This window comes from Campylobacter sp. CNRCH_2014_2452, from assembly GCF_025772865.1.
Taxonomy (GTDB): Bacteria; Campylobacterota; Campylobacteria; order Campylobacterales; family Campylobacteraceae; genus Campylobacter_D; species Campylobacter_D lari_D.
The window spans coordinates 1-24,794 of record NZ_JAKMSX010000007.1 but is presented as its reverse complement, the minus strand read 5'-3'; the positions used below and the strand labels follow the sequence as shown (position 1 = coordinate 24,794).

Here is a 24,794-nt window from a genome sequence, read left to right as displayed (position 1 = left end):
TTGCTAGTTAAAACATCACAATTAAACTTATATCTTTTTATACTTAAATTATCGACTTCATAATTTGGAACTTTATAACATTCTTTAAAATTATTACCTTTTTTATAAATACTATTCTTAATATTAATATTTAAGCCACTAAATAATCTATATATTCTTTTCTTTTGCTCCAAAGAAATGCTTTTACATTATGCTCTTTTGAAGCGTTGACTAAAGCGTCCATATTTCTACCTTCCTTATTGTTAAAAATAATAATATTATCAGCATTAGTTTTTCTTTCTTGAGGTAAATCCATAAAAGAGAATAATGTTGCCTTTAAATTATCATTCTTTGGATTATTAATTATTTTTATAAGTCTTTCTTTTTGCTGTGAAGATTTTGTAATTAAAAAATCAAATTTATGATTTAAATGACTTTTTCCGTCCAAACTAATATTTTCTGTATATCTAATAAAATTTTCTTCAAAAAAATTTTTTACATCATCAAAAAAGAAGCTTTGTATTTTGCCTTGAGCTAACACAAACATATCATTAACACTTATAAGTGCTTGTATGAGATTATGTTGTTTTTTTGCAAAATCACTTTCATTTGCACGAGTAAATAAAATATCATTGTTTTTTTGAATATTGAAGCCATTAAGAATTATTTCTAATTCTTTTAATCTTTTTTGAGAATTAAAATCAAAACCGCTTAATGATAAATTTCTTAAGGTTTCTCCACCATCGCTTAACTCTATCAAATCATCTTTTTTTTCTATATAAAATAAAATATTATCATTGCTTTTATCTAAAAATGGTGTTGTAACTTCATATATGCTATTTTCTATTTTGGATACATCAAAGCTGTTTTTAACATAAGAAAAATAAGAATTCATAAGATTTTCTATATTTAACAAAATAAATCACCTTTTGCAAATTTTATATTTATTATATTACAAAATTGACAAAAATCATAACTTTGATTTAAAAAATCTTCATTTGATTTGATATTAAATTCATTTAAAGGGAAAGCCCATTTATCTGCATAATTTTCCATAAAAATATGGATATGATTTTCGTTTCTAAATCTAAATTCGCTATATTTTTCCATAAGTTCTGATAATCTTTTATCGCTTGGAATTTTATTTGGATTAAATTCTGGATTTGTATGAGAAGAATAAAAATCAATTCTTGCTATTACATTAATTGCATTGTAGCGGTATTGGTTTGTTTTTCTTTGGAATTGTACGCTAGATCTTGAAATATCAAGTATAAAATTCTCTTTATGATATTTATCATCATTGCATTGTAATTCTATTTTTAAAGATTTAGAATTTTCAAGACTTGGCAATATATAAGTTTGTTGTATTTTTGGATATTTTTTAATGCATAATAGTTCTTTAACATTTATCATCTTACAAACTCTATAAAATTTTTAAAGGTTTCAACTGTCATTTTTGATACAACCACCCCTATAATTTCACACTGTGCAAAATCGCTAATTTTAACTTCTTTGTAGTCTTTGTTTTCAGATACTAAATAAATAAAATCGCAAAAAGCTTCTTTTTTAATTTTTTTACAATATAGATCTTCGCCTTGTCTAAAAATAACTATATCAGCACTCGATATAGTACCAAGAGTATTTTTGCTTCTATCAATAACAACAAAATCTCCATGTGTTAAAAGTGGCTCCATGCTATCGCCATTTATTTTTATAATATCGTAGCTTTTTTTTATAGGAATGTCTAAAATCTCTTTTAGAAAACTTCCATCAACACAAATACTAGTATAATTTATATCTTGTGCTAAAACTCCATATCCAGCTGAAGCAGAAATATCAGGATAGTATTTAAATTCGATTTGATTGTCTTTTTTTAACAAGGGAATTATATTTGTTTTTATATTATCGTTTATTGGTGCTAATTTTTCTATCGGAACATTTAACACTTGAGCAATTTTTATAACATTTTCATAATTTTCAGGTTGGTTGTTTTCAGATCTATACCAATAGGCTATGCCATCTAATGATATTTCATAGCCGTTGTCTGTTAGCATTTGAGCGAGTTTACTTCTACTGATTTTTTTCTCTTTCAGCACTTCTGTTAAATATTCTTTGTTTAATTTATAAAACATCGCATTCCTTATTTTTATTGTAGTAATTATACATCGTTTTTTTATAAAATTTATGTAGTATAACAACATAAATTTTAAGCTTATTTTTATGGTAGTTATACTACATTTTTATTTAAAAAGTTAGGAAGCAAAATTGAACAGAAAAGAGTTGAAAAAAATTCTATTAACTTATTATAGTAAGGCTGGAGTTGATAGTATTTTGAGTTCTCGCATTGGGATAAAAGTGCAAGTTGCGGGAGAACTTTGGGAGAAATATCATATCCCACCAAATATTTGGGGTAGAGTAAATAGAGATAAGCTGCTTGATTTTATAGAGGAAAACCAAAAAAGGAGTGTGAGTGAAAGAGCAAAACAAAAGAATTGAAGATATTTCTATGGATTTAAAAGAAATACTTTTAATCATGAGAAAGCATAACTTAGGTGACCAAGCTAAGATTTTAAAAATGTTGAATGCTTTTTATGAAAATAGCATTGAAGTTAAACCGATTGTGGTTGCTGGTGGCATTTAATTATCACATTTTATGGTTTCAAAAATGGTGTTGTATATGTTTGATAATTCTTTTGCCAAATCTTGTGGTTGTTTATTGGTACACCCATCATCTTGTGTAACATCAAGAGGGAGATACTCTAATAGTTTTTTAGTTAATTCTAAAACAATCTCATTTTTTGTCATGATTAGATCCTTTATAAAGTATTTCTTAGCTTGGCAAAAGAATTTTAACAAAATTAAGGATGTTTTATGAGTGTGATTAACTACTTGCTTTCGGGTCTTAGTATAGGATTTTTAATCGGAGTTTTTATTTATTCTTTGTCTCATTTTTTACATCAAAAGTTCAAAGATAAATATAAATCAGCCAAGAGGAAATAAATTAAGGAAAAATGATGAGTATACCGCATTTTAAAGCTAGTTTAGAAGTGGCTTTAGGAGCTAAAAAGTCACTTAGAGCTAGAAGAGGTTTTACAAAAGTAGCTAATACGATTTTTTATGGTGGCTTAAGTATGGATGCTTTGGCTCTTTACTTACAGCTTAAGAGAATGAGTGAAAAAACTTTAGTAAGTGAAATTTACTTAAGAGAACTTATTTTAATCAAAAAAGATACAAGAATAAGCTTGCAAAGATTAAGACTTGCTAAAGATGAATTAATCAATTTTAATCTACTTCAAATTAAAAAAACAAATTATCATAGATTTAATTATGAGTGGATTTTAAAAGATGAAAACAATGAAATAATTAAGCATTTTAACAAAACTGAATATAAGCTTAAAAGTGCTGATAAAAAACCAAGCAAAATATTTAAAAATAATACTTATTCCGTAGTCGGAAATTTGAATACGGAAAAAGAAAAAAATGAAAATTCCCTATATATAGAAACACGCACGCACGCGTATAAAGAAAATAATATAAATATAAATAATAATAAATTTATAAATTTAGAAAATTTAGAAAATAAAGAGAATACAAATAAAAATAATAACGCTACGCGAACTTTTTTTGTTGTTGATTTTGGAGCTTTAAAAACACAGGAGTTTAGCATGGGTAAATTTAAAAAACCTAGTGTAGATGATCTAATGGAGCAGATTAATACCTTTAATCAAAAACACAATACTTGCTTTGATGAGAGTTTGGCTGAAGATTTTATAGAGTATTGGGATGTTAGACAGTGGAAGAGAGGCAACAAAAAAATGGCTTCTGTTGCTGGTAGCTTACATACTTGGCTCAAATATGCAAAGGAAAATGCATTAAGAAAAAATGCTTTTAAAGTTAGAAAAAAAGAGGCTGAAGATTGTGTGGTTGACAGCTTAATGGAGTATTACGGAATGAAAGATGAAAACAAAGACAAGATCTTAGAGTGCTTTTAAGGAGTGAAGAATGCAAGAAAAAATTAAAATTTTAATGGACTTATTAGAAATCAACAAGGCACAATCTACAGATATTGTAGGTAGGTATTTACAAGATGTAAAAGATATACATTCATTTTTAGATTACTACTTTGAAACGCTTGAAAAAGAAAAAATTATCGGTACTACCTATGAGAAATTAAGATTGGTTTGTAAAAAGGCTGAAATTGAGTTTAAAAAACGTTTTGAAGATAAAGAAATATTTTTAGGATGGTTAAAGAGTAAATATAAAAACAGCCCATTTTTTAGATTGCTTGAAAATGATTTTAAATACTCATATCTTTGTCGTGATGGACAAGGTAAGCTTTATAAAAAATTAGCAAAATCAATTAATATGTTGGTTTGTCTAAATAATTTTGGAGAATTAACCTACGAAGATGGAGAAGCGCTAGAAAATAACGAATTTAAACACGCTTTAATAGATTTTATATTTAAAAATCAAGAACGTATCGGAAAAAATACATATATAAATACTTCTTATGGGATAAAAGAATATAAATTTTTAAGTTATGAAGAAGAATATGACAATTTTAAGAATAAGCAGAAAAAAAAATTTGAGGAGAATCAAGAAGAATTTAAAAATAAAACAAAAGTCAAAATGGCTTTTAAGAATATAAGCTAGTTTTAAGAAAGTTTGAAATGAAAAAATATATTTTAAAAATTGACTTAAAAAGCAATGCAGTACCTTATAAAAGAACAACTCAAAGAGCTAAGTTTGTTTGCAAGGATTATCTTAAGTATTTAGATTTTAAAAAACTCTTGCAAATTGAGTTTAGAAAGCAAAATGGAATAAGCCCTAATCAAGCTTTTGACTCTAAAAAGCAATACGAGTTTTCTTTAAAAATAGGTTTTAACAATAAAAAGCATGGTGATGCAGATAATATCGTAAAGGCCGTATTGGATGCGCTGTTTGAAAATGATAAGAACGTGCTAAAAGGGAAATATGAAATTGTTGCTTTTAAAAAGGCTTTTTTGGATTTAGAAATAAAAGAGTTTGATTTTAAAGAAAAGGTGGTGTAATGGGAAAAATGATGACAAATGGCAAAAGTATTACAAAAGAAGAGCTTATTTCAAAAATAGAGAGTTATTTTAATGAAAGAGTTGTTTTAAAAGAAACTAAAGAATATGTTATTTTTGCACCAAAAACTAAAGTTGGTTTGGCAGTTCATTTAGGAATTTCAATGCAAACTTTAAGCGATTGGGAGAAAGATAAAGATTTTGGAGAAATTGTATCTAAAGCTAAGCAAAGATGTGAAATGGATATTTTAAACCATTCTTTAATTGGTACTTATACTCCTAGCGTTAGTATGTTCTTGCTAAAAAATCAGCATGGTTATGTAGATAAACAAGAAGTGGTTAGTGATAGTGTTCAAAAAATAGAAATCATAAGAAGTGAAGTTAAATGCAATTAAAACTTGATTTTTCTTACACTCCGGCACAACTTAAAGTTTTTGATGATAAAAATCCACGCTTTATAACAGTAGCAAAGGGTAGAAGATTGGGTTTTACAAGAGGAAGTGCAAAATATGTAATAGAAAATCTTTTAATGGGGTTAAATGTTCTTTGGGTTGACACGGTTCAAAGCAACTTACAAAATTATTTCGAGCTTTACTTTATGCCTGAGCTAAAAAAACTCCCAAAAGAATTTTATTCTTGGAGCATTCAAGATAAAAAACTTATTTTAAATAATGCTGTGCTTCATATGAGAAGTGCTGAAAGACCTGAAAATATAGAAGGCTTTGGCTATGATTTGGTAATTTTAAACGAAGCAGGAATTATCTTAAAAGGCTCTAAAGGGGAGTATCTTTGGTACAACGCCATACGCCCTATGTTGCTTGATAATCCTAAATCAAGAGCGATTATAGGTGGAGTTCCTAAAGGAAAAAATCTTTTTTATGAGCTTTGTAAAAAAGAATTAAGTGATGAAAATTGGAAACATTTTCAGTTCTCAAGTTACGATAATCCTTTTTTGAGTAAAGATCAAATCAAAGAGCTAATCGAAGAAGTAGGCGGAGAAGATAGCGAAGTAGTTAAACAAGAAATTTATGGAGACTTTATAGATAACTCTAGTGCAGAACTTTTTGCTTTAAGTGATATTGAAAAAAGTATGAATGTTATTAGTTTTGATATGCAAAAAATGCAAGGAGATAATATATGGGGACTTGATGTAGCAAGATATGGAGATGATAAGAGCGTTTTGGTTAAGAGAAAAGGTTTTGTTGTAGATGAGATTAAAAAATATAGTGGGTTTAGCATTAGTGCTTTAGCAAATGTTGTTTTAGCAGAATTTAATAAAGACAAGGAAAAGCCACGAGGTATTTTTATAGATACTTGTGGGCTTGGAGTTGGTGTATATGATATATTGAGTGATTATGGCTTGCCTGTATTTGAGGCAAATTCTGCAAATTCTGCAACTAGCAATGAATACTTAAACAAAAGAGCGCAAATGTATTTTACTTTGGCTAAAAACATAAAACATATGCAAATTATCAAAGATGATGAGCTAAAAAAAGATTTACGCATGATTGAATATGAGTATTCTGATAAGGGGCTTTTAAAGATAAAGGCAAAAGAACAGATAAAAAAAGATTACGGAAAAAGCCCTGATACTAGTGATGCTTTAGCTTTAACTTTCTTTGAAAAATTGCACCCAAAAAACAATACTAGTGAAGATTGGAGTTATGATGGCTGGTGAGTTTTTAATGGTATATGAGAATATAGATCCGCTTAAAATTAAAGAGTTAGCTAAGAAAGAAGATGATGTTATAAAAATAATTTTGGCTAAGTGGATATTAGATCTTTTTGGGGGTTTTAGAAATATTTCTAAAAAGCAATACAAGAGAGAAATGGTGAAAATTTTAAAAGAAAAAGGTGTGAGTGATGATGATATTGCTAAGCTAACAAAGCTTAGTAAAGTTACCATATGGAGAATTAACAATGAGAAATAAAGAAGAAAAAATTACATATTTAGTAAAACTTATAAGTGAAAGTAAAAATGCTTATGAAAAATACAAGCCTTATTTTTCTGCCTTGCAAGATGCATATTTATTAAAAAATGAAAAAAAAGAAATTTATGAAAAAAGAAACAAATCTTGCATCTTTATACCAAAGATTAATGCAAAAATTAAATATTTAATAACTGCTTTAAATGATGTGTATTTTAACAGTGAGAGAATGGCAGATATTGAAAGTTATATTAATTCAGATGAGCAAATTATAGCTATGTGGCAAAGAGCTTTAGATTTTTATACAGGAGAAATTAATTTGTTTAAGCTCTTTCAGCCTTTATTTTTAGATGTTTTGACAACAGGAACATCAATAGCAAAAGTAACTTGGCACAAGGGTATGCCTCGTATTGAAAGAGTTGGTATAGATGAGGTTTATTTTGATCCAAATGCTTTAAACAATGATGATATTAGTTTTATCGTAAATGAGATTTATCTTTCACACGCACAAATTAAGCAAAGGCAAAAATTAGGATTTTATCAAAAGACAAATATAGATGCGCATTTTGACAAAAATGAAGAGTTTAAAAAGGTTAAGTTATATGATATTTATGTGAAAAAAGATGATGATAAATGGGTTGTTTCAACACTTTTAGAAGAGGAATTGCTACGCGATGATGTGGTTTTAGAAGATGGACAGCCTTTTGTTTGGGGGTCAATGCTTCCACAATTAAAAACAATAGACAATGAAGAATATGTGTGTGCTTATGGCGAGCCTGTTATGTCAAGTGCATTGTCTTTGCAAAAAGAAATAAATATCACAAGAAATCTTTTAATAGATGCAATGAGAAGTGCATTAAACCCAAAAATAATACTTCAAAAATCTGCCGGAGTTTCAAGAGAAGACTTAGAGACTGTTGGCAAGCCAATATATCTTACAGAGCCTTCAAGTGTTGGTTTTTTGCCAACACCGAATATAAGTAGCTCGGGAGTTAATTTAGAACTCTTAGAGAGTGAAATCACAGAGGTTACTGGTGTTAGCCCACAAAATAACGGCGCGCAAACTGCACAAAATGAAACTGCTACTGAAATTAGCATAAAAGCACAAGAAGGTGGTCGAAGAAGTGCAGATTATATTAGATCATATAATGAGACTTTTGTAGAGCCTTTGTTTGATAGATTTGCAAAACTAGTATTTAAGTATGGAAATGATGAATTTTTTAATGGGTTTACAAGAGAGGATATACCTAGTTTTAGATTTAATATACAAACAGGTACTGGAGCTATGAATAAAGAAGTTAGAAGAGCAGGACTTCAAGCAAGTATGCAAGTATTTTCACAACTTTATCAAATGTATATGAGTATAGGGGATATGCAAAGTGCATATGGAATTGTTAAAGCTAATGAAGAGTTAGTTAAAGAACTTTTACCTATTTTGGGGATAAAAAATGTCAATTCTTTATTTGCTTTCAACAAGGATATGCAATGAAGATTTTATTGGATTTAAATTCTGATATACAACAAACAAAAGGAGGTAAGAGGCTAGTTGATTTTATAGATAAAAAATACCAAGAATGTTTTGCAATGGCAAAAAACCAACAACAAACAGCAGAGTATAGGCTAAAAGCTTTAGAGCAAATGGCTTTTTTAGACACGATAATAAATTTACTAAAGGAAGAAGATGATGAATGAACAAATGAATGAAAATGATGCTTTAAATGAACTTTTAAACTCACTTAATGACAATGAAGAAACCATTCAAAACAAAGAGGAAGGACAAGAAGTAGAGCAAGTAGAACAAGATAAACAAAATAATCAAGATTTATCTAAACTTTTAAAAGAGCAAGCAAATGAAATTAAAACCTTAAAAGAAAGCTTAGCACTACTTAATAATAAAAATAAGCCAAGTAAAGAAGAAGAAGAAAGGAAAGAGTATTTAAAGCAATTAGGGCTTGATGGAATTGATGAAAGGCTTAAAAAACTAGATGAATTAGAAGCAAAAGCTAAGCAAAAAGATGAGGAAGAAAGCTTGCGTGCTAAATACATGGAGGTTGAAAGAACAATTAGAAAAGAGTATCCAAATGCTGACTTAAAAACTATGGGAGAATTAGCAAACAAACTTGGTGGATTAGCAAGTGGAGATTTACAAAGCTGGAGAACACTTTTGGCTATGGTTTATAAAAAAGATATTGGTAAAAAGGCAGATGAGAGCCTACCTAGATCAAATTACGCAGGTGGCGAGAGTGATTTTAACTCAAAAATAAAAAAAGGTGATGATATTTCTAATATTGATTTAGGAAAAGAATTATTATCTTTAGTTTAAAGAGGGGTATTTAATGAATTACGCAGCATTAATGAATAATGGTTTTGATTTTTCAAAAAACTCAGTTAAAGCTCAGGCTCCAAAGGTTGATAGTTTTTCATTTACTGATTTTCTAAGTAAAGGTTTTGATAATTTTAGTAAATGGGGGAATAAAGAAATAGCAAAAAATGGAGCAAGAACTAATTTTGATAGGCTTATAGACATTGGTGGACTTGCCGGAGGACTTTGGGGTGGATATGAAGAGCAAAAAATGGCAAAAAAGAATTTTGAGCTTCAAAAAGATGCTTACAATTTTAACAAATACTTAGCACAAGAGGAGCTTAGAAGAAGACAAAATAGAGAAAATAACTTAAAAGAAGTTTGGGCTAGTTAAAGTTTATGGATTTAAGAGTTTGTGTTTTTAAAGGGTAAATCTTAACCCCTCCTTTTTTACAAGGAAGGGCTTTGCCTATCATTGTTAGTTTGCGTTGACAACAATAGTGCAAAGTAGTATAATAACTATTAAGATTTGTAGCATCTTATTTTCACCGCCTTTCTAGGTGGTAAATTAGTGCTAAGGGTGGCGACCCTTGGCACCACACCCTTTATAATTATACACAAACCTTTCTTAAATCCTTTATTTTAGATATTAAATAAAGGTAGAAAAATGGCACATTATAACCCACAGCAAGTAGTATTTAACCCAAGTCTTGGTGTAATCCAAAATGCAGGAAAAGTAGGTGGAGTTTTATACGATAGTATGAAACAATATAGAGAAGAAGAAAACAAAAGAAGACTTTTGGCGCAAAGAGATGAAGAATTAAAAGCTCGACAAGAACAAAATGAGATTAATAATGCTTTTTTAAATAATAATTTATTACAAAAGGAAAGAGCTTTTGAGTATGCTATGGAGCAAGATAGAATAAAGAATAATTTAGAACTGCAAAAATTAAATCAGCTAAAGCTTTCTAATGAATTAAATTTTAAATCAAAATATGGTTTTTTAGAGCCTAGCGAAGATGTAATAGAAGGTATGTTAAAAGACAATACCGGTATAGAAAAACCCTATTTGCTTTCTAGTAATGAAAAAAACTTAATGCAAAAAATGAAAAACCCAAAAAAAGAAATTGGTTTTTTAGATACATTTGTAGATGGCTTTTATGCGGGTAAGGAAAATAGAGATACATATAGCAAAATGTTTTATAACGCGCATAATGAAGCTATGTTAGATTTTGCAAGGGCAAAATATGGTTCACAAGTTACAAACAAGCAACAAGAAGATATAGAAAGAATTCATGGATTGCCTAGTTTTTCATTTATAAGAGATCAAATTCCATTAGATAAATATTATAAACTTAAATCAGCTCAAGCAGATATACTTAAAAAAGCAGCTTATGATAAAGCACATGAAAAACTATTAAAACCAAGCATTTATAATCACCCAGTGCTAAGAAGAGAAGTAATAACTGAATATGAAAATTATGTAAAAAAAATAGATGAAGAATTACTAGAGACTAAAAAATGGCTTGGTATTACTCCAAATAATCCTGGAAAAATAGTAGATATATCACAAGAACATAGCAATCAACCTATAATCACTCCATTAGTTGATGGAACTTATTTAGTAGAAAAAGATGGAAAATTTTACGAAGCAAGTTATGCTGAATTAAAACAAATGGGAGTTTTTGAATGAGAGAGATAACACTAGAACAAGCACAAGAATTAAAAAATCAATATGCAATAAACGCCTTAGCTGATTTAGAAGATAATAAAAAAGTAATTAATTATCTAAATAGACTAAAAGAAGAAAGCACTGATGATATAGAACGAATGGATATTGATAAACATAAGGAAGAAGTCTATAAAAACACGCCTTTTTTTATGGAAAACATTTACAAAGATGGAAGTAAAAACATAAAATCAAATATTATGCAAACACTATCAAATGCTAGCGGTTCTTTGGGAAATTATAATTTTGCTAAATCTTTATTGGGTGATGAAGAAGCGCAGAGAGCAAGAGCTAAAGTTGAAGAAGAAGTATTGAAATCAATGAACCAAGAGCTAAAGAAAATGGGTGTGGGTTTTATAGGTAAAGATGAATATAATAGAAGATATTTTGTATCAAATACTGGAGAAACCCAAGAGCTTGATGATAATGTATTTATGGACCTTTGGCGTGGAGTTAAAACTAATGCTTTTGAAGTAGGTGGCGCTCTTGCTGGTGGTTTAGTTGGTAGTAAATTTAAGCCTATTTTAAAAGCTTTTCCTGGTGCTAAAAAGTATGCCGATGAGATTACAGCTGGAACTATTGGAGCTATGTTAGGGAGTGATATTGACTATACTAGAAATGCTGCTTTATTTAACAAAGAGCCAAGTTTTAATGATAGATTGGCAAATAGTGCAACTGCAGGACTTTTAAATGTTGGTGGAGATTTGGCCGTTTTAGGTGGTGCTAAGGCTTTAAGTGGTGTTAAAAACTCATTTTTAGGAGTTAAAGATGGTATAAAAACAGGGTCAGCTGTTGGCAAAGATATGATAGATGGGATAGCTGTTAAGGGAAATAGAGTTATTGATAAAATCAGTCAAAAAGATATTCCCATAGTTGGCAAGTTTAGTGATGGTGGCTTGCAAAATGCTGAAACAATTTTTAACAATCTTACAAAAAATGTGGAAAATAAAGCCCAAATTGATGAATTAATATTAAAAGAAAACCCAATATACTTAGAAAATGGAAAACCTACAATAGAAATATTAAAAAACCTTGTTGAGCAAGGACTTAACAAAAACAATCCGCAATTTATACAAGATAGTGCTAAAAGAACAAGTGCTATTTTAAAAAATATTTCTAATGCTTTGTCGGGTTACCCCACTACACAAAGAAGAGAAATACTACTAAAAGCAGCACAAGCGTATCCTGAAATAGGTAGTTTTTTAGATGATGTTTTAAAAGCTGATAAAGATGCTAGCATTTCTTTTTTAAACATAGTTAAAGAACAAGATGAGATGTTTAAGAATAAAACTGGTTTAAGTGGGGAGTTTGATGTTAAGGCTTGGCAAAAAGATAATAGCTCTTATAAAAAAAGAATTAATAATGAATATGCTCAAGCTATAAAAAGTATAGATGAGCTTAACAACGGCTCAATAAGGTTAAGCAAAGAAGATTTAGCAAAGATTGAAGAGTTTAAAAACAACAATTTTTTAGAGCAAGATATAAAAACAAATATTAGTAGCTTTCTAGAAGATGCTATTGATAAAGACTTAAGTGCTGAGCAAATATTTAACTTAAGAAGTGCTATAAATAAGCAATTAGCCACAGGAAACAAGACATATAATACTAAAGAAGCTTATAGACTAGTAAAAGATACTTTAGATGAAACTATGATAAAAAATGCAAGTGATAAAGAACTAGCAAGGAAGATTTTAGAAGATGCTAATAAAAACTATGCGTTAAAAGAAAATTTTAATAATAGTTATCTAGGAAAAATAAAAGACCAAGAAACGCCCGAAGCGCTCGCACAAAGAATAGCTAATGGTGCTAGAAATATCAATGAAGATAAGGATTTAAAAAGAGCTTTTGAAGGTATGAATGAAGCAGAGCGAAAAGCAAATGAAAAACATGTTTTTAATGCATTACTAGCAAAACATAGAATTGAAGATATAGGATATGATTTTAAGAGCCTAGCAAAAGATATGGATAATGTAGAATTTGTAAGTAAAGACTTAAAATATGCAAAAGAAGTAGTAAATGTTTATGCAAAAATTTATCAAAACAATAAAGACTTAATAATGACGGCTTTAGCTAGTAGTGGCAAAAAAACAAATTCTTCAATAGCCACAACATTTAGTGGGGTTTTTGATAGAATATTAATAAGCGGTTCTTTTGCTAGAATACATGCTTTAGTTCCTTTTATGAAAAGTGCTAAAGAGCAAGCGTTAAGAAATCAAATATTAGATGCATTAAAACTTGCTAAAACCAACAAGCAGATTATAAAAAATCTCAAAAACATAAAAATATCAAATCCAGAACAAAGTAAAATCTTTAAAGATGCTTTGGATAATTATATTAAAGTAGATAAAGAGCAAAACAAAATTTTAAAAGATACGCTAATAAAAGAAGGGCTTATCAAAGGCGATAACTTTTATATGGACAAGCCTGATCCTAAATATGCTAAAAGTGATTATACTGCTAAATTTAATGTAGAAAAATGGATTAATAATGTTACAGGAATTTTAAAAGATGAATGGGTAGTGAATTTAAAAGCTATGGCTAAAAAACACCCTGAAATGTTTAAAAATGAAGCAGATGTATTTAGGGTGATTAAAGAGATAAAGGACAATCCTACGCATTTTTTTAAAAACTATGATGATGAGGTGGCATTAATAGCTAAACCTTTAAAAGATAATAAGGTTGGTAATATAGCCATAAAAAAAGATAGTGGCAAAATTATACACATTAATAAAACAAAAGATAAAGATTTGGAGAGATTAAATCGTAGAAATAAAGAAATGCTGACAGGTACGCCAACTCCTGCAACCACTAAAGGCAGTACTACCAATGTGGAAGGCGGTTTATTACAGCATTCTTTCAAACATTCTACCCAAGATAAACCTAAAGAAAACTTAATTGAGAAATTAAAGGAGGATAGGAAAAACAAGAAAAGTGTTAAAGAAAAACTTGATGAAAAAATCAAAAATCAAAAAGAGAATGATGAGGATAAATGGAAAAGATTTGATAATTTTTTAAAAGAGAATAAAGACTATAATCTTGATGTTATGGGTAATTTAGATGTTGTCACTAGAGAATTTATACTCAATGCTAAAAAAAAGACACATAAGGGTAAAAAAGCTGATATACCTGATCTAATGCGTTCTAAAATAGAAAATGAATTAAACATCAAGCCTTTAAAAGAATTTGGAAAAAATTATGCAGAGTATTACCATGATGGAAAGGGTGCTTTGCAAAAATTACTCATTGAAAAACAAGGACAAGTAGCAGGTGCCTTTCATAGAAAAGACTTGGGAGATATTGATTTGGTTTGGGGAGATGGTAACTTTGGATTAAGTCATATTGTTAATCGAAGAGAAGAAGATTTTATTAAGCAAGGGCTAAATAAAATAGAAGCAAAAAATAAAGCTTTAAATTTTATAAAAGAAATAGAAAATATTATAAATAATGGAAATGTAAAAAAGGGTAATAATAGAGCTTTTATTGATACTAAGAATAGTAGAGTTATGGTAGCACTTGATTATAAAGGTAAAGATAAAAAGTGGATTATAACTGCATATAATTTTTATTAATATTATCGCCCCTAGCTCAGCCGATACGCACTGAAGCTAGGCTTAATACTGACACTTTAAGCGTGAGTAGTGCCAATGGCGATTATTAATTATATCATAAATCCATATAATATTTTTTAAAATTAAAAGATGTTGGAATTGTTGCTTCATTTACAATAGAAAATCACTAAGACAGCATACACTAGTGATTTTACAAAAGGGATGATTGTCTCCCTTTTAACTATTTAATTAATTATTTAAAAATATATAGTTCTGTTAATTGTATTTTTATTATTTAAGTTAGTTTATTTAAAAGAAAGCTAGCGTATTGTTTATAATCCGCAGTTGTTTTGTTTATATTCTTCCCAAGATTTTGATATTCATTGATTCTTAGATTGAATAGCTTATTTTTATCTTTTTTTATTATTAAATATTCCTTTTTACCTCTCGTAAATATAAAGAAATCTTTAATTATAATTTTATAACAATCAAGCGTCCCTCGTTTAATATGATTTATTGCTCGTTCAATATTTTTTGAAAAAATATCAGTGTCTTTATCTTCATCAGATAACGAGCAGGCCATACAAACATGAGACATAAAATTATGGAATTCTGTTAATACTTGTTTTGGTATGTTGCTATTATTTTGAAATTCTATCTTTTTGACTATTTGTTCTACGGCATGGGTATCTTGAAAATTAAAATAATAACTTAATCTTTCTATGATATTATTTTTAGCTATTGTTCTTCGACCTTCCATTTGGATTTTATCCCGAAATTCTTCAAACATTTTAATTGAATATAAAAATTCACTAAGAAATTGGTTAAAATTTAAATCTTGGCTTTTATTAAAAAGCAAAAAAGAAGACGTTAAATTATTATTTATGCAAACAACGGAGCTTCTTTGTGCGGTTATATCCAAATCTTCTTCAATCAGCGCGAAGTAATTTAAAAATTTTTCCCGCAGTTTTTCATATGCTTCTTTGGAATTTTTAGGGTGAAGAATTAAATTGTTTGCGAAAAATATAAATGCTTCTTTTATAATTTCATAATTTCTCCCATATAAAAGCGAAGTTTTTGAATCTATTTGGATAAAAATATCATAATTTCTAAAAAAATTACTTATTATCAACTGAGATTCTTTTATATCCATAAAAATCCCTATATTCCATATCTTTTTGCAAGTTCTTCTATTTTTTCCTTGCTAGCTTTTCTATATTTCAAATTTTTAAGGTAAAACGGATTGCTAATATCTCCCTTGCCATAACTGCCTGAACCTTCTACTATGTTAATATTGCTATTTTCTAGTTTTTGATAAAAATCACGCAATTCTTGGTCATCGATATAAGGGCACAAAAAGAAATCTGACATTTTTCACTTCCTTTAGTCATATATTTATTGTATAACATAATAGGAGATTATGTTATACAATAAGCTGTATAAAAATTGTACTTATTTTAACTTAATTTATATTTATTTTTATACCATTTTATACTTATTTTTATACCATTTTATACCTACTTTATAAAAGGTTTTATAGATTTTGAAATTTCATCTAAAACTTTTGCTTTTTCATAATTAATAAGCCAACTATCAACCCATTTAGGTGTTTCGCCTTTTGTATTCCAATTAACAACACCATTATAAACAGCTCCGACCATATTTGCAAATTCTTTTTTTGTAAGGTTTAATTCATTTAATTTTTTTTCAAATGTTTCTATATCCATTTAATATCCTTGTTGGTTTTAGTTATTATAGCAAAAAATACATAAAAATTTAACTTTTAATAAAAAATAATTATAAAAAAATGTATTTTATGCTTGACATATATTATAAAAAAGTGTATAATCACTGCATAAAAGTTATAAAATAATTAACTTTTATAAATCAAAACAAAAAAGGGAAAAAAATGGAAAAATTAGCTGTAATTAATGGCGTAGGTGTAGAGTTGGAGGTAGCCAACGACCAAGTAACGACTACCTCTTTAGATATCGCGGCTGTTTTTAATAAACGCCACGATAATATTATAGCAAAAATTGAAACTTTCCCAAAGGATAGTTTCACTGACCTTAATTTTAAGGCGAGTAAATATACTGATAGCACGGGTAGAGTTTTACCTTGTTATAAAATCACTCGAGATGGCTTTTCTTTACTTGTTATGGGGTTTACAGGAGAGAAAGCTTATAAATGGAAGTTAGCTTTTATTAATGCTTTCAATGAAATGGAAAAACGCTTAAAAAACCTCGAACAAGAGCAAATGCAAAAACTAGCTTTTAGACAGAGCTTAGGTTACAAATCTCAACTAGCACAGCAAAAGCTAAAATATGAAAATGAGATTAAAGCTTTAAAGTATGATTTAGAACATAAAAACGAGCTAAGCTTTAAAAGAAAACTTAGCAATGAGGAATTATTAGAGCTTAGGAAATTTCTAGCAAAAGATTATGAAATAGTTTGTTTTAAAAAATGGGAGTATATGTTGTTTGCTGAAAGCATTTCAAGAAAAAACTATAAACTAGACAAAGCAAATGGTTTTTGTGTTTATAAAAGTATAGAAGAAAAGTTTAATTCTAGGCTTGATTATTATAAACATTATGATGAATATGAAGAAAAGTGGGGTAACTTATTAAGAAGGTAAAAGTTTTTTTAATTTATTTCAAAATATACTAGTTTTGAAATAGCCATTTTTGTCAAAATCTCCAAAAAATATCAAAGGAGATTTTAAAATGGCTTTGTCATCTATGGACTTTACCCCACCAGCAACACAAAATGTTAAATTAAAACCTAGCGTATATGAAAAGATTATACAAATAGGTGCAAGCGAGACACCACTTTTAAACAAAATAGGCACATCAAGTGTTACAAGCCCACTGTTGCATTCTTGGCTTACAGACACATTAGCAGACCCAAAGAAGAATGCTAATTTGGAATTAAGTAAATTTAATGGCGAAACAAAAAACACAACTCAAAAAACATCTAATGCAACACAAATTTTTATTACAGAAGTTTCAGTTACCACGGCTTTAATGAAAGCTAAACAATATGGTGGTAATGAGATGGAATATCAAGTTGGTAAAAAGACAAAAGAGCATAAAAGAGATATAGAATATGCTTTATTTGGATTGGGTCGTGATAGTGATGTTAAAAAATCAGTGTTTAAAGAGCATATTCAAGCGCAAAATGGTGTAAGTGGAGAAATGGCAGGATTGTTTCACTATATAGCAAAAGGAGAAACAAGCTTTAGTGGTGGAAAAAGAGGCAATGTATTAGCATTTGATGAAGCAAAAGATTGGAGCGGAACTCCTAGCTTGCTTACTGAAGATAAATTAAGTCAAATTTTACAAAGCATTTGGGATAGTGGTGCTACACCTAAAGATGTATTTTTAGGAGCTAGTTTAAAACCGGCTATTAATAAACTCGCTACTAGGATTTTTGGAAATGAGAAAAATCTAGTTGGAAATGTTATGAGCCTTGAGACAGATTTTGGAACAATCAATTTTCACTTACATAGACTATTAAGCCCTAAATATGGATTAGGTGATGTTTTAATAGCAGGTGATTTTGAGTTTATGAAACACGGGCTTTACATTCCTACTTTTATTGAAGATGTACCTACTGATGCAACAGCAAAAGCAAAAAGATTTTACACTCAAAGCACATTAGAAGTAAGAAATGCTGATGCATTTGCTATAGGTGTTGGGCTTAGTGGCGTAGAAGGTGGAGCTTTAAAGCTTAAAAAATGAAAAGTGTATTAGTTAGGGATATTATCTTAAAGAAAATGTCCAAAGAAAGAACTAGTGTTGATGATAAATTTATAAAAGCCTATATTATGGAGGCTTTTTATTATATTTGTGGCAAATGTGAGCCTAGTGTACTCACTAAAACCATAAGAGAAGATGACCAAGTGGTCTTAAGAAACACTAGAAACAATGCATTTTTGATAGTCCCTGATGAGCCAAATTTTGAAGATGAACAAGAACATTTAATGATAGATGAAAGCCTTTGCTACGCTGTTATTAATTATGTATGTTTTTTGATGAGCAAAGGCGAAAATGTGATGTATTTAAAGCTTTGCAATGAAATTATCAATGATTATATTAGTAACGATGGAAAGGAGCTTGAAAATGCACACTTGTGATACATATAAAAAATTTATCAGAGCAAAGAGTTATGATGATTATGAAAAAAGTATTACAAACTTAGATTTTATAGCTTATTTGGATACTAAAAAATGGCTTGAAGCAATGGATGATTTGTTGTTATTTTGCCAAAGAAGAATAAAAGATAGCGATTTTTATACAGGGGAGTAAAATGGTAAGTTTGGCTGAATTGAAAACAGGTAAAGAAAAGCTAGAATTAATTAATCAAATTTTATTAAGAATTGATACTATAGCAAGAGCTTTAGACAATACAAGACTTGATGAAATTGTCGGTTTAAAAGAGAGCGTAAATTCTTTACATGAACAAACACTAGAACTAAAACAAGAAGTTTTAACAATGTATACTAGTTTTAGCGAAAATAAAAAAGATTTTGATACTAAATTTTCTAGTGTTAATGAAAAATTTAGCATTATGCAAGAGCGTTTTAGTTTTATAGAGCAAGCTTATAATGATTTTTCAAGTTCTAAAGAAGAACTTGAGCTTATAAAAGGCTTTATAGAAGAAAATAAACCTGTATTTGAAAGCTTAAAAGATGATTTATCTAAATATGAAAGTATGAAGATAGATCTAGAAGCCATTATCACAGAAGCTACAAATAATACAAAATTATCAAAAGAATATTTTGAATTAAGCTCAAAAATAAAAGATGATATTTTAAGAGAATTAGAACATTGCAAAGATTTGGTGCAAGAGTTAAACTATAGCGCTGATGAGCTTAGGGGACTAAAGCCAGAGCTTTTGCAGATAAAAAAAGAAGTAAACGAGCTTTCATCGCAAGCTAGTAAAGTAGTTTTAGATGCAAGCGAAATTATAAAAAATAAAATAAATACTATCTTTTTTGAAAATCAAAGATTAAATCAAGAAATGATAGATAGTGTCAAAAAATTGGAGGAAATAAAATATGATGTTGGCATAAAGTATAAAGAAATAATACAAGCTTATAATCTTTTACTAGAAACCAAAGAGAGTTTAGAAGAGTTAAAAGAAGTTATTGCTTTATACAAAGAATTTGAAAACGACATTAAATCATATTCAGAGCTTATAAAAAATTTCAAAGAACAAATTGCGAATTTAGAAAGTGATTTAGAAAATAAAGCACAAGGTTTACACGAAGCTTTAGAAGCAAAAGGTGAACAAGTAATCTCATCCATAGAAACAGCAAAAAATGAAGCTATTATTAAATTTGATGAACTTGTTGCAAAATGTGAAGGATATAAAATACATTTTGAGCAAAGTTATGATAGGTTTAATCAAAGAGCTTTAATGGCTAATGAAGATTTGGGGAGACTAGCCGAAGTTGCTAAAAAAGAGCTAGGCAATGACAAGTTAATCTATGAGACAGAATTAAAAGCTTTGCGTGATAGCACTATCGAAGCTATGGATGATATTTATCAAAAAATGTGCGATGATGCAACAGGTATAGTTTCCAATATAGAAGAAAGAGAAAGTAATTTTAGAGAATATATAGAAACATCAAAAACTTTGATTGATAATTTAACTCAAATTTTTATCACTACTTATCAAGGGTATAAAAATGAATTTGATGTTTTTGTAAATAATCATTTGCAAAATTTACATACTCAAAAAGAAGAATATAAACAAGAACTTGATGCAAAAAAAGAAGAATGTAAAGTCGAACTTGATGCAAAAAAAGATGAGTGTTTGGAAGAGATAGATGCAAAGGCTATTGATTATGATATAGTGAGTATAAAAGAAGACGTTGTAAATTTGAAACCTAGGGTTGAGGCTTTAGAGTTTGACAAGGTAAACAAAGATGCTAAGATTGATATACTAGAAAACGCTATTAATGCAAATACTCAAAAAATAGAACAAACAAAAGAAGAGCTTTTAGAAAATGTAGAAACTACAGAGCAAAAATTACAAAAAGAAATAACAAATATTAACGAACAACTAAAAACAAAAGTTTCTATAGAAGGAAACAAGACAATAAACGGAAATATAACTTTAAGTGGTGCTTTAACGGCAAATGGAAATACTACTTTTAAGCTTATTCCAAATTGTGCAGTTAATCCAACAGCTGATAATCATTTAGCTAGAAAGTGGTATGTAGATTATGGTGGTGGTATTAAAAATTTAGGAACAGTAGGTTCAACAAACATAGACTTAAGACAAGCTCAACATTTTATTTTAACAGCAAATGCAAATACAGAGTTGGGCATAGCTAATTGGGGCGGGGCAGGTAAAAGTGGAACCATAACCATAAATAATTGTCAAAACATAAAATCTTTTAAAGCACCATTTAAATTTAGAATAGCACAAAGTGGTTTTAGTGGAACTGAGACCTTTGCTTATTTTTGCATAGCAGCAAATAACATCAGATTAGTAAGGTCTTAATATGAATACTCTAATGCTTGCAAATTCAATATTTCAAGTTAATTTACCTCCAGAACTTGGCGGAGGCGTGGCTAATTATAATTATATGTTTAGTTTAAATAATCTAGTAAGACCTAATGAATATGTTGTGCCTGCTAATTTAGCAAATAAAGAAGTTTTAGTTGTAGGAGAAGTTTGGTCTGCAAACAACATGAATAATAAAACTTCAGCAAATTCTATTGATATAACTTGGAATAATTATGCTAATTCGCATCGTTTTTATGGTCCATCAAGATCATACACAGCTAATAAAAAAATACCCGTAAAAGCAAAAATAAAATTTGGAGCTATAAACTCAAATAAAATTAGATTTTCTTCATATCAAACAGGTAGTCACAACGCACAAAGAGGGTGGAATACTAGCGATTGTAATTTGCAATGTCGTGGAAACTTGACATTTTATTATAACTAAGGAGGAAAGATGTTTTACAAGATAGATGATAAGGCTTTTTTTAATGAAGATGTGTATTTAAAAAAAGTTATTATTAAAGTAGATGATGAAGAATTAGAAGGGGAAGATACTTATTTTTTAAGTAAATTAAATGATGATGAGCTTAAAGCTCTTGGTTTTGCTAGAGTGAGTGAACAAGAATTGCCAAGTTTTGATGAAAAAAGCCAAGAGCTTGTTAGAAAAGAAGAATTTGATGAGCTAAGTAATATCTTTCATATAAAATACGAAGTACGCCAAAAAAGCTTAGAAGAACTAAAAACAATTAAGCTTGATGAAATAAGAGCTAAAAGAGATGAAGCTTTAGAAAGTGGACTTATTTATAATGAGCATGCTTTCCAAACAAGAGAAAAAGACAAACTCAACATCAATGGAGCTGTAACTAATTTAATGCTTGATATGCAAAGTGGAACTAACTCAATCTCTGAAATCATTTGGATTGATGTAAATGACGAAAAAGTAACTTTTACACCACAAGATTTTTTAAAATTTGCTTCAAGTGTAGCTTTTCATACCCAAGAAATTACATTTAAAGCAAATATTTTAAAAGAAAGAATAGAACAAGCTGAATCTGAGCAAGATTTAGAAGCTATTGTTTGGGAGGATTAATATGTCACATTTAGAAAATTCAGCCAATATAGCTTTATTTGGAGGTTCTTTTATCTTAGCTTTTTTCTTTCAGTTTTTAGCATATACTGGTATTAAAGAAGCTCAAGCTTTTACTTTGTTTATTATTTTTATATTTTCAGCAATAGTAGGTTTTTGCAGAACTTTAGCTTTAAATGAAAGTGTTAAGGCTTATACCTTTTCTGATCTTTTGTCAAAGTTTTTAATGCTAGGAATACCTTTTATGTTTGCTTTGGGTGCAAAGCAAATAGATGCTTTATATTATTTTGTAGATTATAGTTTTAGCTTCTTGATTTTAGGAGAAATCCTTTCTGTAATGATTAATATTCAATGTATAAAAACAAGAAAAGCAATAGCTGAAGTAGATATTTACAATATTGCAGTTGAGAAAATAAAGAATTTTTCAAGCGGTTTTTTAAAAACAAATACTTATATAAAAGAAGAAGAAAAGGGTAGGCAAGATGATAAGAAAAACACTTAAAAGGGTTATAGTTAAACCTTTTGGCAAAGATAGATTTGAAGTTGTAAAAGAATTTGAAGTTAGTTTGTGTGGTTTAAATTTTATCGTGCCAAAAGGCTTTATTAGCGATGGTGCTTCAGTACCACGCATTTTTTGGAGTATTTATCCTCCATATAAAAGTGAGTACTTTAGTGCTAGCATCGTGCATGATTATTTATGCCAAAAAGCATATTCAAAAGATGATTATAAGCTAGCAGATAAAGTTTTAAAAGAAGCTATGAGTGAGCTTGGTTGCTCTAAAGTAAAGACTTTTATTTTTTATCATGCGTGCAATACATTCCATGTGGTTAAATGTTTTTTGAAAGGAATAAAATGAGTTTAGAACAAGTTATTCAAACACAAAATGAAAGCTTAAATGAGCTTAAAAACAAAATGGAAAAATTGGTGCAATTTTATGAAAATGGTAAGATAGATAAAGAAGAATTGATAAAAATCATAAATGAAGAGCTAGATAAGATAAATCTAGATGATAGTATAAAAGATGGTATTTTATCTTATATTACAGAAAATCAAGCTAGTTTAAAAGGCGAAAAAGGCGATACCGGAGAAGATGGAAAAAGTGCTTATGAAATTTGGCTTGGCAAAGAAGGCAATGCAGGAAAAAGTGAAGATGAGTTTTTAGCTTCTTTAAAAGGCGAAGGTGTTTCCAAAGAAGAATTACAACCTATAGTGGAAGAAATTGTAAGTAATCTACCACAAAAAGATGCAGGTTTTATCACTTCTTATGAGTTGCCAAATCCTGATATAAAAGCTGAAGTTGGAACACTAATAAATTATGTTAATGAGGAAAGCTCTACTATTTATTTATGCATAAGAAATCAAGGAAAAGGTTCAGTATGGCTTGATTTGTTTTCTAAGAAAAAGTTAGCTAATGAAGAATATACAAAAATAAAATTTAAAGTCCGAACTTTATCAGGGCAATATGGTGGTTGTTTGAGTGATGTGTTATTTGCTTTTTCTAACGGCTTTGCTCATACTGTAAAACTTGATGAGAGTTTAAGCACAAATTATGATGAAGGTAATTTTATTATACAAAAAAGTGGTTTAGGTGGAACTTCTAATGCCGCACAACCACAAAGAATAGATTGTCTTTCTCAAGTATTAACTAAAGATGAAGTTTTAGGAAAAATTAAAACAACTGGTATTTATAGATCTACTCATAATATCCATCAATCTTTAATGCGTTATTTTAATTTTGACAATACTGCTGCAAGTGGTCAATCTTGGACAACTTGTAGCTTATGGAATTCAAATGGAGAGTATGAGGTAGAAATCATACTTTTTAACGATGAAGTTCCTAATAAATTTTTTGCAAGAGGCACTGGGTATTATGGACAAGTTTATATACATAGTTTAAGTGTTGAAAAGATTATCGCAAAAGCTGATGTAATTAAAGAGATTATTCCTTATGAAGTTCAAGTTTTACCACCTTTTGGCACTGCCAAAGAAAATGAAAATCACGCTGGGTATATTTTTGAAAATGCAACTCAAGCTGAGTTCAATAATCAAACAAATACAAACAATAATGAAAATAATCTTTATAGAGATTATGGGAGATATGCAAATTTGTTTTTAATTACACCAAAAGGAGAATAAATGAAATTAAAATTAACTAGAAAGTATTTAAGAAATACTTGTGTCATAGGAGAGTTTAAAGTCTTAGATGAAAAAGAAAATATTCTTTTTGAATGTTTTTCTTTAGAAGAAGATAAAGAAGGGATTGAAAGAGAAAAAGACTTAAGAGTTCCTGCGGGAGTTTATAATCTAAAAAGACATACATTATCTAGTTTTAATGATAAAGGTAAAAGGGTAGTAGCAGGAGTTAAGGTTTTAAACGATGATGATAGCGTTGTAAATATCTACAACGATGATGTACCTTTTGATAGACACATTTTAATACATTGGGGAAATACAGACAAAGATACAAAAGGTTGTATTTTACTAGGTTTAACTAAGAGTGATGAAAGTATAAGTCAAAGCAGACAAGCTTGTAAAGAATTATATGACTTGTTATATCAGCAAGATTTATCAAATATAAAATTAGAAATCACAAATAAATTTTAGAAAGGAGATAAAAGTTTAAGTAGGCCAAAGGTGGTATTCTAGCTCCCCT

General features: G+C 28.9%; 32 protein-coding genes. 25 read left to right on the top strand and 7 right to left on the bottom strand.

Going from position 1 to position 24,794, the window contains the following annotated elements; all coding sequences use genetic code 11:
• Window positions 1-130: 130 nt before the first annotated feature.
• Genes L8X38_RS05900 through L8X38_RS05890 form a run of 3 tightly spaced genes read right to left on the bottom strand, consistent with a single transcriptional unit; the run spans window position 131 to window position 2,111 of the window.
• Window positions 131-895 carry a DUF1828 domain-containing protein gene (locus tag L8X38_RS05900; RefSeq protein ID WP_263661546.1) on the bottom strand — a complete coding sequence of 255 codons (765 nt, stop codon included), beginning with the start codon at window positions 893-895 and terminating at the stop codon, window positions 131-133.
• Window positions 889-1,392, bottom strand: a complete 504-nt coding sequence (locus L8X38_RS05895; protein ID WP_263661545.1) for a DUF6978 family protein — start codon at window positions 1,390-1,392, stop codon at window positions 889-891. Before L8X38_RS05895 ends, L8X38_RS05900 begins: the two co-directional genes overlap by 7 nt.
• On the bottom strand, window positions 1,389-2,111 hold the full coding sequence (locus L8X38_RS05890) for a S24 family peptidase (RefSeq protein WP_263661544.1): 723 nt from the start codon (window positions 2,109-2,111) through the stop codon (window positions 1,389-1,391). Before L8X38_RS05890 ends, L8X38_RS05895 begins: the two co-directional genes overlap by 4 nt.
• Before the next feature lie 133 nt (window positions 2,112-2,244).
• Here L8X38_RS05890 and L8X38_RS05885 point away from each other — a divergent pair, with 133 nt between their 5' ends.
• Together L8X38_RS05885 and L8X38_RS05880 are read left to right on the top strand one after the other, a co-directional pair.
• A complete protein-coding gene (locus tag L8X38_RS05885) occupies window positions 2,245-2,475 on the top strand; it encodes a hypothetical protein (RefSeq protein WP_263661543.1) in 231 nt (76 codons plus the stop codon).
• Window positions 2,450-2,620, top strand: coding sequence for a hypothetical protein (locus tag L8X38_RS05880; RefSeq protein ID WP_158005132.1), 171 nt, complete (start codon window positions 2,450-2,452; stop codon window positions 2,618-2,620). Before L8X38_RS05885 ends, L8X38_RS05880 begins: the two co-directional genes overlap by 26 nt.
• On the opposite strand, the gene L8X38_RS05875 is transcribed toward L8X38_RS05880, so the two are convergent.
• Entirely contained in the window at window positions 2,617-2,784 is a 168-nt protein-coding gene (locus L8X38_RS05875) for a hypothetical protein (protein ID WP_158005131.1), read from the bottom strand. The two genes, L8X38_RS05880 and L8X38_RS05875, sit on opposite strands and share 4 nt — an antisense overlap.
• A 209-nt stretch (window positions 2,785-2,993) precedes the next feature.
• Between L8X38_RS05875 and L8X38_RS05870 the strand changes: the two genes are divergently transcribed.
• The 12 genes from L8X38_RS05870 (at window position 2,994) to L8X38_RS05815 (ending at window position 14,555) form a co-directional block, all read left to right on the top strand.
• Window positions 2,994-3,971 carry a hypothetical protein gene (locus tag L8X38_RS05870; RefSeq protein ID WP_263661542.1) on the top strand — a complete coding sequence of 326 codons (978 nt, stop codon included), beginning with the start codon at window positions 2,994-2,996 and terminating at the stop codon, window positions 3,969-3,971.
• A gap of 10 nt (window positions 3,972-3,981) precedes the next feature.
• A complete protein-coding gene (locus L8X38_RS05865; RefSeq protein ID WP_263661541.1) occupies window positions 3,982-4,632 on the top strand; it encodes a hypothetical protein in 651 nt (216 codons plus the stop codon).
• A 17-nt stretch (window positions 4,633-4,649) separates the two neighbouring features.
• Complete coding sequence (locus tag L8X38_RS05860; protein ID WP_263661540.1) at window positions 4,650-5,030, top strand: hypothetical protein; 381 nt, start codon at window positions 4,650-4,652, stop codon at window positions 5,028-5,030.
• The gene (locus L8X38_RS05855) at window positions 5,030-5,422 is read left to right on the top strand and encodes a DNA-packaging protein (RefSeq protein WP_263661539.1); all 393 of its coding nucleotides are present in this window, start codon (window positions 5,030-5,032) and stop codon (window positions 5,420-5,422) included. Before L8X38_RS05860 ends, L8X38_RS05855 begins: the two co-directional genes overlap by 1 nt.
• On the top strand, window positions 5,413-6,705 hold the full coding sequence (locus L8X38_RS05850; protein ID WP_263661538.1) for a terminase large subunit domain-containing protein: 1,293 nt from the start codon (window positions 5,413-5,415) through the stop codon (window positions 6,703-6,705). Before L8X38_RS05855 ends, L8X38_RS05850 begins: the two co-directional genes overlap by 10 nt.
• Window positions 6,695-6,958 (top strand): hypothetical protein, encoded by a 264-nt coding sequence (locus L8X38_RS05845; protein ID WP_039625751.1) that lies wholly within the window; start codon window positions 6,695-6,697, stop codon window positions 6,956-6,958. The genes L8X38_RS05850 and L8X38_RS05845 overlap by 11 nt, the downstream gene beginning before the upstream one ends.
• A complete protein-coding gene (locus L8X38_RS05840; RefSeq protein WP_039625753.1) occupies window positions 6,948-8,444 on the top strand; it encodes a hypothetical protein in 1,497 nt (498 codons plus the stop codon). Before L8X38_RS05845 ends, L8X38_RS05840 begins: the two co-directional genes overlap by 11 nt.
• Window positions 8,441-8,647: a hypothetical protein gene (locus L8X38_RS05835; protein WP_039625755.1), complete on the top strand. Its 207-nt coding sequence runs from the start codon at window positions 8,441-8,443 to the stop codon at window positions 8,645-8,647. Before L8X38_RS05840 ends, L8X38_RS05835 begins: the two co-directional genes overlap by 4 nt.
• Window positions 8,637-9,278 carry a hypothetical protein gene (locus L8X38_RS05830; protein ID WP_257943600.1) on the top strand — a complete coding sequence of 214 codons (642 nt, stop codon included), beginning with the start codon at window positions 8,637-8,639 and terminating at the stop codon, window positions 9,276-9,278. The genes L8X38_RS05835 and L8X38_RS05830 overlap by 11 nt, the downstream gene beginning before the upstream one ends.
• Window positions 9,279-9,291: 13 nt before the next feature.
• A complete protein-coding gene (locus L8X38_RS05825) occupies window positions 9,292-9,651 on the top strand; it encodes a hypothetical protein (RefSeq protein ID WP_263661537.1) in 360 nt (119 codons plus the stop codon).
• Between the two features lie 273 nt (window positions 9,652-9,924).
• Complete coding sequence (locus L8X38_RS05820; protein ID WP_263661536.1) at window positions 9,925-10,950, top strand: hypothetical protein; 1,026 nt, start codon at window positions 9,925-9,927, stop codon at window positions 10,948-10,950.
• A complete protein-coding gene (locus L8X38_RS05815; RefSeq protein WP_263661535.1) occupies window positions 10,947-14,555 on the top strand; it encodes a hypothetical protein in 3,609 nt (1,202 codons plus the stop codon). Before L8X38_RS05820 ends, L8X38_RS05815 begins: the two co-directional genes overlap by 4 nt.
• 274 nt (window positions 14,556-14,829) lie before the next feature.
• Here L8X38_RS05815 and L8X38_RS05810 read toward each other — a convergent pair whose 3' ends face one another.
• From L8X38_RS05810 to L8X38_RS05800, 3 genes are all read right to left on the bottom strand, one after another.
• Window positions 14,830-15,687 carry a hypothetical protein gene (locus tag L8X38_RS05810; RefSeq protein WP_257929679.1) on the bottom strand — a complete coding sequence of 286 codons (858 nt, stop codon included), beginning with the start codon at window positions 15,685-15,687 and terminating at the stop codon, window positions 14,830-14,832.
• 8 nt (window positions 15,688-15,695) lie between these two features.
• Window positions 15,696-15,905, bottom strand: a complete 210-nt coding sequence (locus L8X38_RS05805; RefSeq protein WP_257929680.1) for a hypothetical protein — start codon at window positions 15,903-15,905, stop codon at window positions 15,696-15,698.
• Window positions 15,906-16,051: 146 nt separating this feature from the next.
• Window positions 16,052-16,261 carry a hypothetical protein gene (locus tag L8X38_RS05800; protein ID WP_066008437.1) on the bottom strand — a complete coding sequence of 70 codons (210 nt, stop codon included), beginning with the start codon at window positions 16,259-16,261 and terminating at the stop codon, window positions 16,052-16,054.
• Between the two features lie 182 nt (window positions 16,262-16,443).
• Here L8X38_RS05800 and L8X38_RS05795 point away from each other — a divergent pair, with 182 nt between their 5' ends.
• The 11 genes from L8X38_RS05795 to L8X38_RS05745 all read left to right on the top strand — a co-directional run bounded on the left by L8X38_RS05795 (window position 16,444) and on the right by L8X38_RS05745 (window position 24,745).
• Window positions 16,444-17,169, top strand: a complete 726-nt coding sequence (locus L8X38_RS05795) for a Rha family transcriptional regulator (protein WP_263661534.1) — start codon at window positions 16,444-16,446, stop codon at window positions 17,167-17,169.
• 88 nt (window positions 17,170-17,257) lie between these two features.
• Entirely contained in the window at window positions 17,258-18,274 is a 1,017-nt protein-coding gene (locus L8X38_RS05790) for a DUF5309 family protein (protein WP_039625771.1), read from the top strand.
• Entirely contained in the window at window positions 18,271-18,669 is a 399-nt protein-coding gene (locus L8X38_RS05785; protein ID WP_039625773.1) for a hypothetical protein, read from the top strand. Before L8X38_RS05790 ends, L8X38_RS05785 begins: the two co-directional genes overlap by 4 nt.
• Complete coding sequence (locus L8X38_RS05780) at window positions 18,656-18,841, top strand: hypothetical protein (RefSeq protein WP_087685567.1); 186 nt, start codon at window positions 18,656-18,658, stop codon at window positions 18,839-18,841. Before L8X38_RS05785 ends, L8X38_RS05780 begins: the two co-directional genes overlap by 14 nt.
• A 1-nt stretch (window position 18,842) precedes the next feature.
• Entirely contained in the window at window positions 18,843-21,047 is a 2,205-nt protein-coding gene (locus L8X38_RS05775; RefSeq protein WP_263661533.1) for a hypothetical protein, read from the top strand.
• Between the two features lies 1 nt (window position 21,048).
• Window positions 21,049-21,498, top strand: coding sequence for a hypothetical protein (locus L8X38_RS05770; protein WP_263661532.1), 450 nt, complete (start codon window positions 21,049-21,051; stop codon window positions 21,496-21,498).
• 9 nt (window positions 21,499-21,507) lie between these two features.
• Window positions 21,508-22,143, top strand: a complete 636-nt coding sequence (locus L8X38_RS05765; protein ID WP_263661531.1) for a DUF4376 domain-containing protein — start codon at window positions 21,508-21,510, stop codon at window positions 22,141-22,143.
• Between the two features lies 1 nt (window position 22,144).
• A complete protein-coding gene (locus tag L8X38_RS05760) occupies window positions 22,145-22,642 on the top strand; it encodes a hypothetical protein (protein WP_047208161.1) in 498 nt (165 codons plus the stop codon).
• Window positions 22,623-22,997 (top strand): DUF1353 domain-containing protein, encoded by a 375-nt coding sequence (locus L8X38_RS05755; RefSeq protein WP_047208162.1) that lies wholly within the window; start codon window positions 22,623-22,625, stop codon window positions 22,995-22,997. The genes L8X38_RS05760 and L8X38_RS05755 overlap by 20 nt, the downstream gene beginning before the upstream one ends.
• Window positions 22,994-24,277, top strand: coding sequence for a hypothetical protein (locus tag L8X38_RS05750; protein ID WP_263661530.1), 1,284 nt, complete (start codon window positions 22,994-22,996; stop codon window positions 24,275-24,277). The genes L8X38_RS05755 and L8X38_RS05750 overlap by 4 nt, the downstream gene beginning before the upstream one ends.
• Window positions 24,278-24,745 (top strand): DUF5675 family protein, encoded by a 468-nt coding sequence (locus L8X38_RS05745; RefSeq protein WP_263661529.1) that lies wholly within the window; start codon window positions 24,278-24,280, stop codon window positions 24,743-24,745.
• The last annotated feature ends 49 nt before the right edge of the window (window positions 24,746-24,794 follow it).

Bases quoted from the DNA above. Each gene is read 5' to 3' on its own strand.
- L8X38_RS05890 (WP_263661544.1), bottom strand. From the start codon at position 2,111: ATGTTTTATAAATTAAACAAAGAATATTTAACAGAAGTGCTGAAAGAG.
- L8X38_RS05750 (WP_263661530.1), top strand. From the start codon at position 22,994: ATGAGTTTAGAACAAGTTATTCAAACACAAAATGAAAGCTTAAATGAG.
- L8X38_RS05895 (WP_263661545.1), bottom strand. From the start codon at position 1,392: ATGATAAATGTTAAAGAACTATTATGCATTAAAAAATATCCAAAAATA.
- L8X38_RS05840 (WP_039625753.1), top strand. From the start codon at position 6,948: ATGAGAAATAAAGAAGAAAAAATTACATATTTAGTAAAACTTATAAGT.
- L8X38_RS05770 (WP_263661532.1), top strand. From the start codon at position 21,049: ATGAATACTCTAATGCTTGCAAATTCAATATTTCAAGTTAATTTACCT.
- L8X38_RS05765 (WP_263661531.1), top strand. From the start codon at position 21,508: ATGTTTTACAAGATAGATGATAAGGCTTTTTTTAATGAAGATGTGTAT.
- L8X38_RS05760 (WP_047208161.1), top strand. From the start codon at position 22,145: ATGTCACATTTAGAAAATTCAGCCAATATAGCTTTATTTGGAGGTTCT.
- L8X38_RS05775 (WP_263661533.1), top strand. From the start codon at position 18,843: ATGGTAAGTTTGGCTGAATTGAAAACAGGTAAAGAAAAGCTAGAATTA.
- L8X38_RS05790 (WP_039625771.1), top strand. From the start codon at position 17,258: ATGGCTTTGTCATCTATGGACTTTACCCCACCAGCAACACAAAATGTT.
- L8X38_RS05795 (WP_263661534.1), top strand. From the start codon at position 16,444: ATGGAAAAATTAGCTGTAATTAATGGCGTAGGTGTAGAGTTGGAGGTA.
- L8X38_RS05815 (WP_263661535.1), top strand. From the start codon at position 10,947: ATGAGAGAGATAACACTAGAACAAGCACAAGAATTAAAAAATCAATAT.
- L8X38_RS05755 (WP_047208162.1), top strand. From the start codon at position 22,623: ATGATAAGAAAAACACTTAAAAGGGTTATAGTTAAACCTTTTGGCAAA.
- L8X38_RS05860 (WP_263661540.1), top strand. From the start codon at position 4,650: ATGAAAAAATATATTTTAAAAATTGACTTAAAAAGCAATGCAGTACCT.
- L8X38_RS05865 (WP_263661541.1), top strand. From the start codon at position 3,982: ATGCAAGAAAAAATTAAAATTTTAATGGACTTATTAGAAATCAACAAG.
- L8X38_RS05800 (WP_066008437.1), bottom strand. From the start codon at position 16,261: ATGGATATAGAAACATTTGAAAAAAAATTAAATGAATTAAACCTTACA.
- L8X38_RS05850 (WP_263661538.1), top strand. From the start codon at position 5,413: ATGCAATTAAAACTTGATTTTTCTTACACTCCGGCACAACTTAAAGTT.
- L8X38_RS05825 (WP_263661537.1), top strand. From the start codon at position 9,292: ATGAATTACGCAGCATTAATGAATAATGGTTTTGATTTTTCAAAAAAC.
- L8X38_RS05820 (WP_263661536.1), top strand. From the start codon at position 9,925: ATGGCACATTATAACCCACAGCAAGTAGTATTTAACCCAAGTCTTGGT.
- L8X38_RS05745 (WP_263661529.1), top strand. From the start codon at position 24,278: ATGAAATTAAAATTAACTAGAAAGTATTTAAGAAATACTTGTGTCATA.
- L8X38_RS05875 (WP_158005131.1), bottom strand. From the start codon at position 2,784: ATGACAAAAAATGAGATTGTTTTAGAATTAACTAAAAAACTATTAGAG.
- L8X38_RS05870 (WP_263661542.1), top strand. From the start codon at position 2,994: ATGAGTATACCGCATTTTAAAGCTAGTTTAGAAGTGGCTTTAGGAGCT.
- L8X38_RS05810 (WP_257929679.1), bottom strand. From the start codon at position 15,687: ATGGATATAAAAGAATCTCAGTTGATAATAAGTAATTTTTTTAGAAAT.
- L8X38_RS05785 (WP_039625773.1), top strand. From the start codon at position 18,271: ATGAAAAGTGTATTAGTTAGGGATATTATCTTAAAGAAAATGTCCAAA.
- L8X38_RS05805 (WP_257929680.1), bottom strand. From the start codon at position 15,905: ATGTCAGATTTCTTTTTGTGCCCTTATATCGATGACCAAGAATTGCGT.
- L8X38_RS05780 (WP_087685567.1), top strand. From the start codon at position 18,656: ATGCACACTTGTGATACATATAAAAAATTTATCAGAGCAAAGAGTTAT.
- L8X38_RS05855 (WP_263661539.1), top strand. From the start codon at position 5,030: ATGGGAAAAATGATGACAAATGGCAAAAGTATTACAAAAGAAGAGCTT.
- L8X38_RS05845 (WP_039625751.1), top strand. From the start codon at position 6,695: ATGGCTGGTGAGTTTTTAATGGTATATGAGAATATAGATCCGCTTAAA.
- L8X38_RS05835 (WP_039625755.1), top strand. From the start codon at position 8,441: ATGAAGATTTTATTGGATTTAAATTCTGATATACAACAAACAAAAGGA.
- L8X38_RS05830 (WP_257943600.1), top strand. From the start codon at position 8,637: ATGATGAATGAACAAATGAATGAAAATGATGCTTTAAATGAACTTTTA.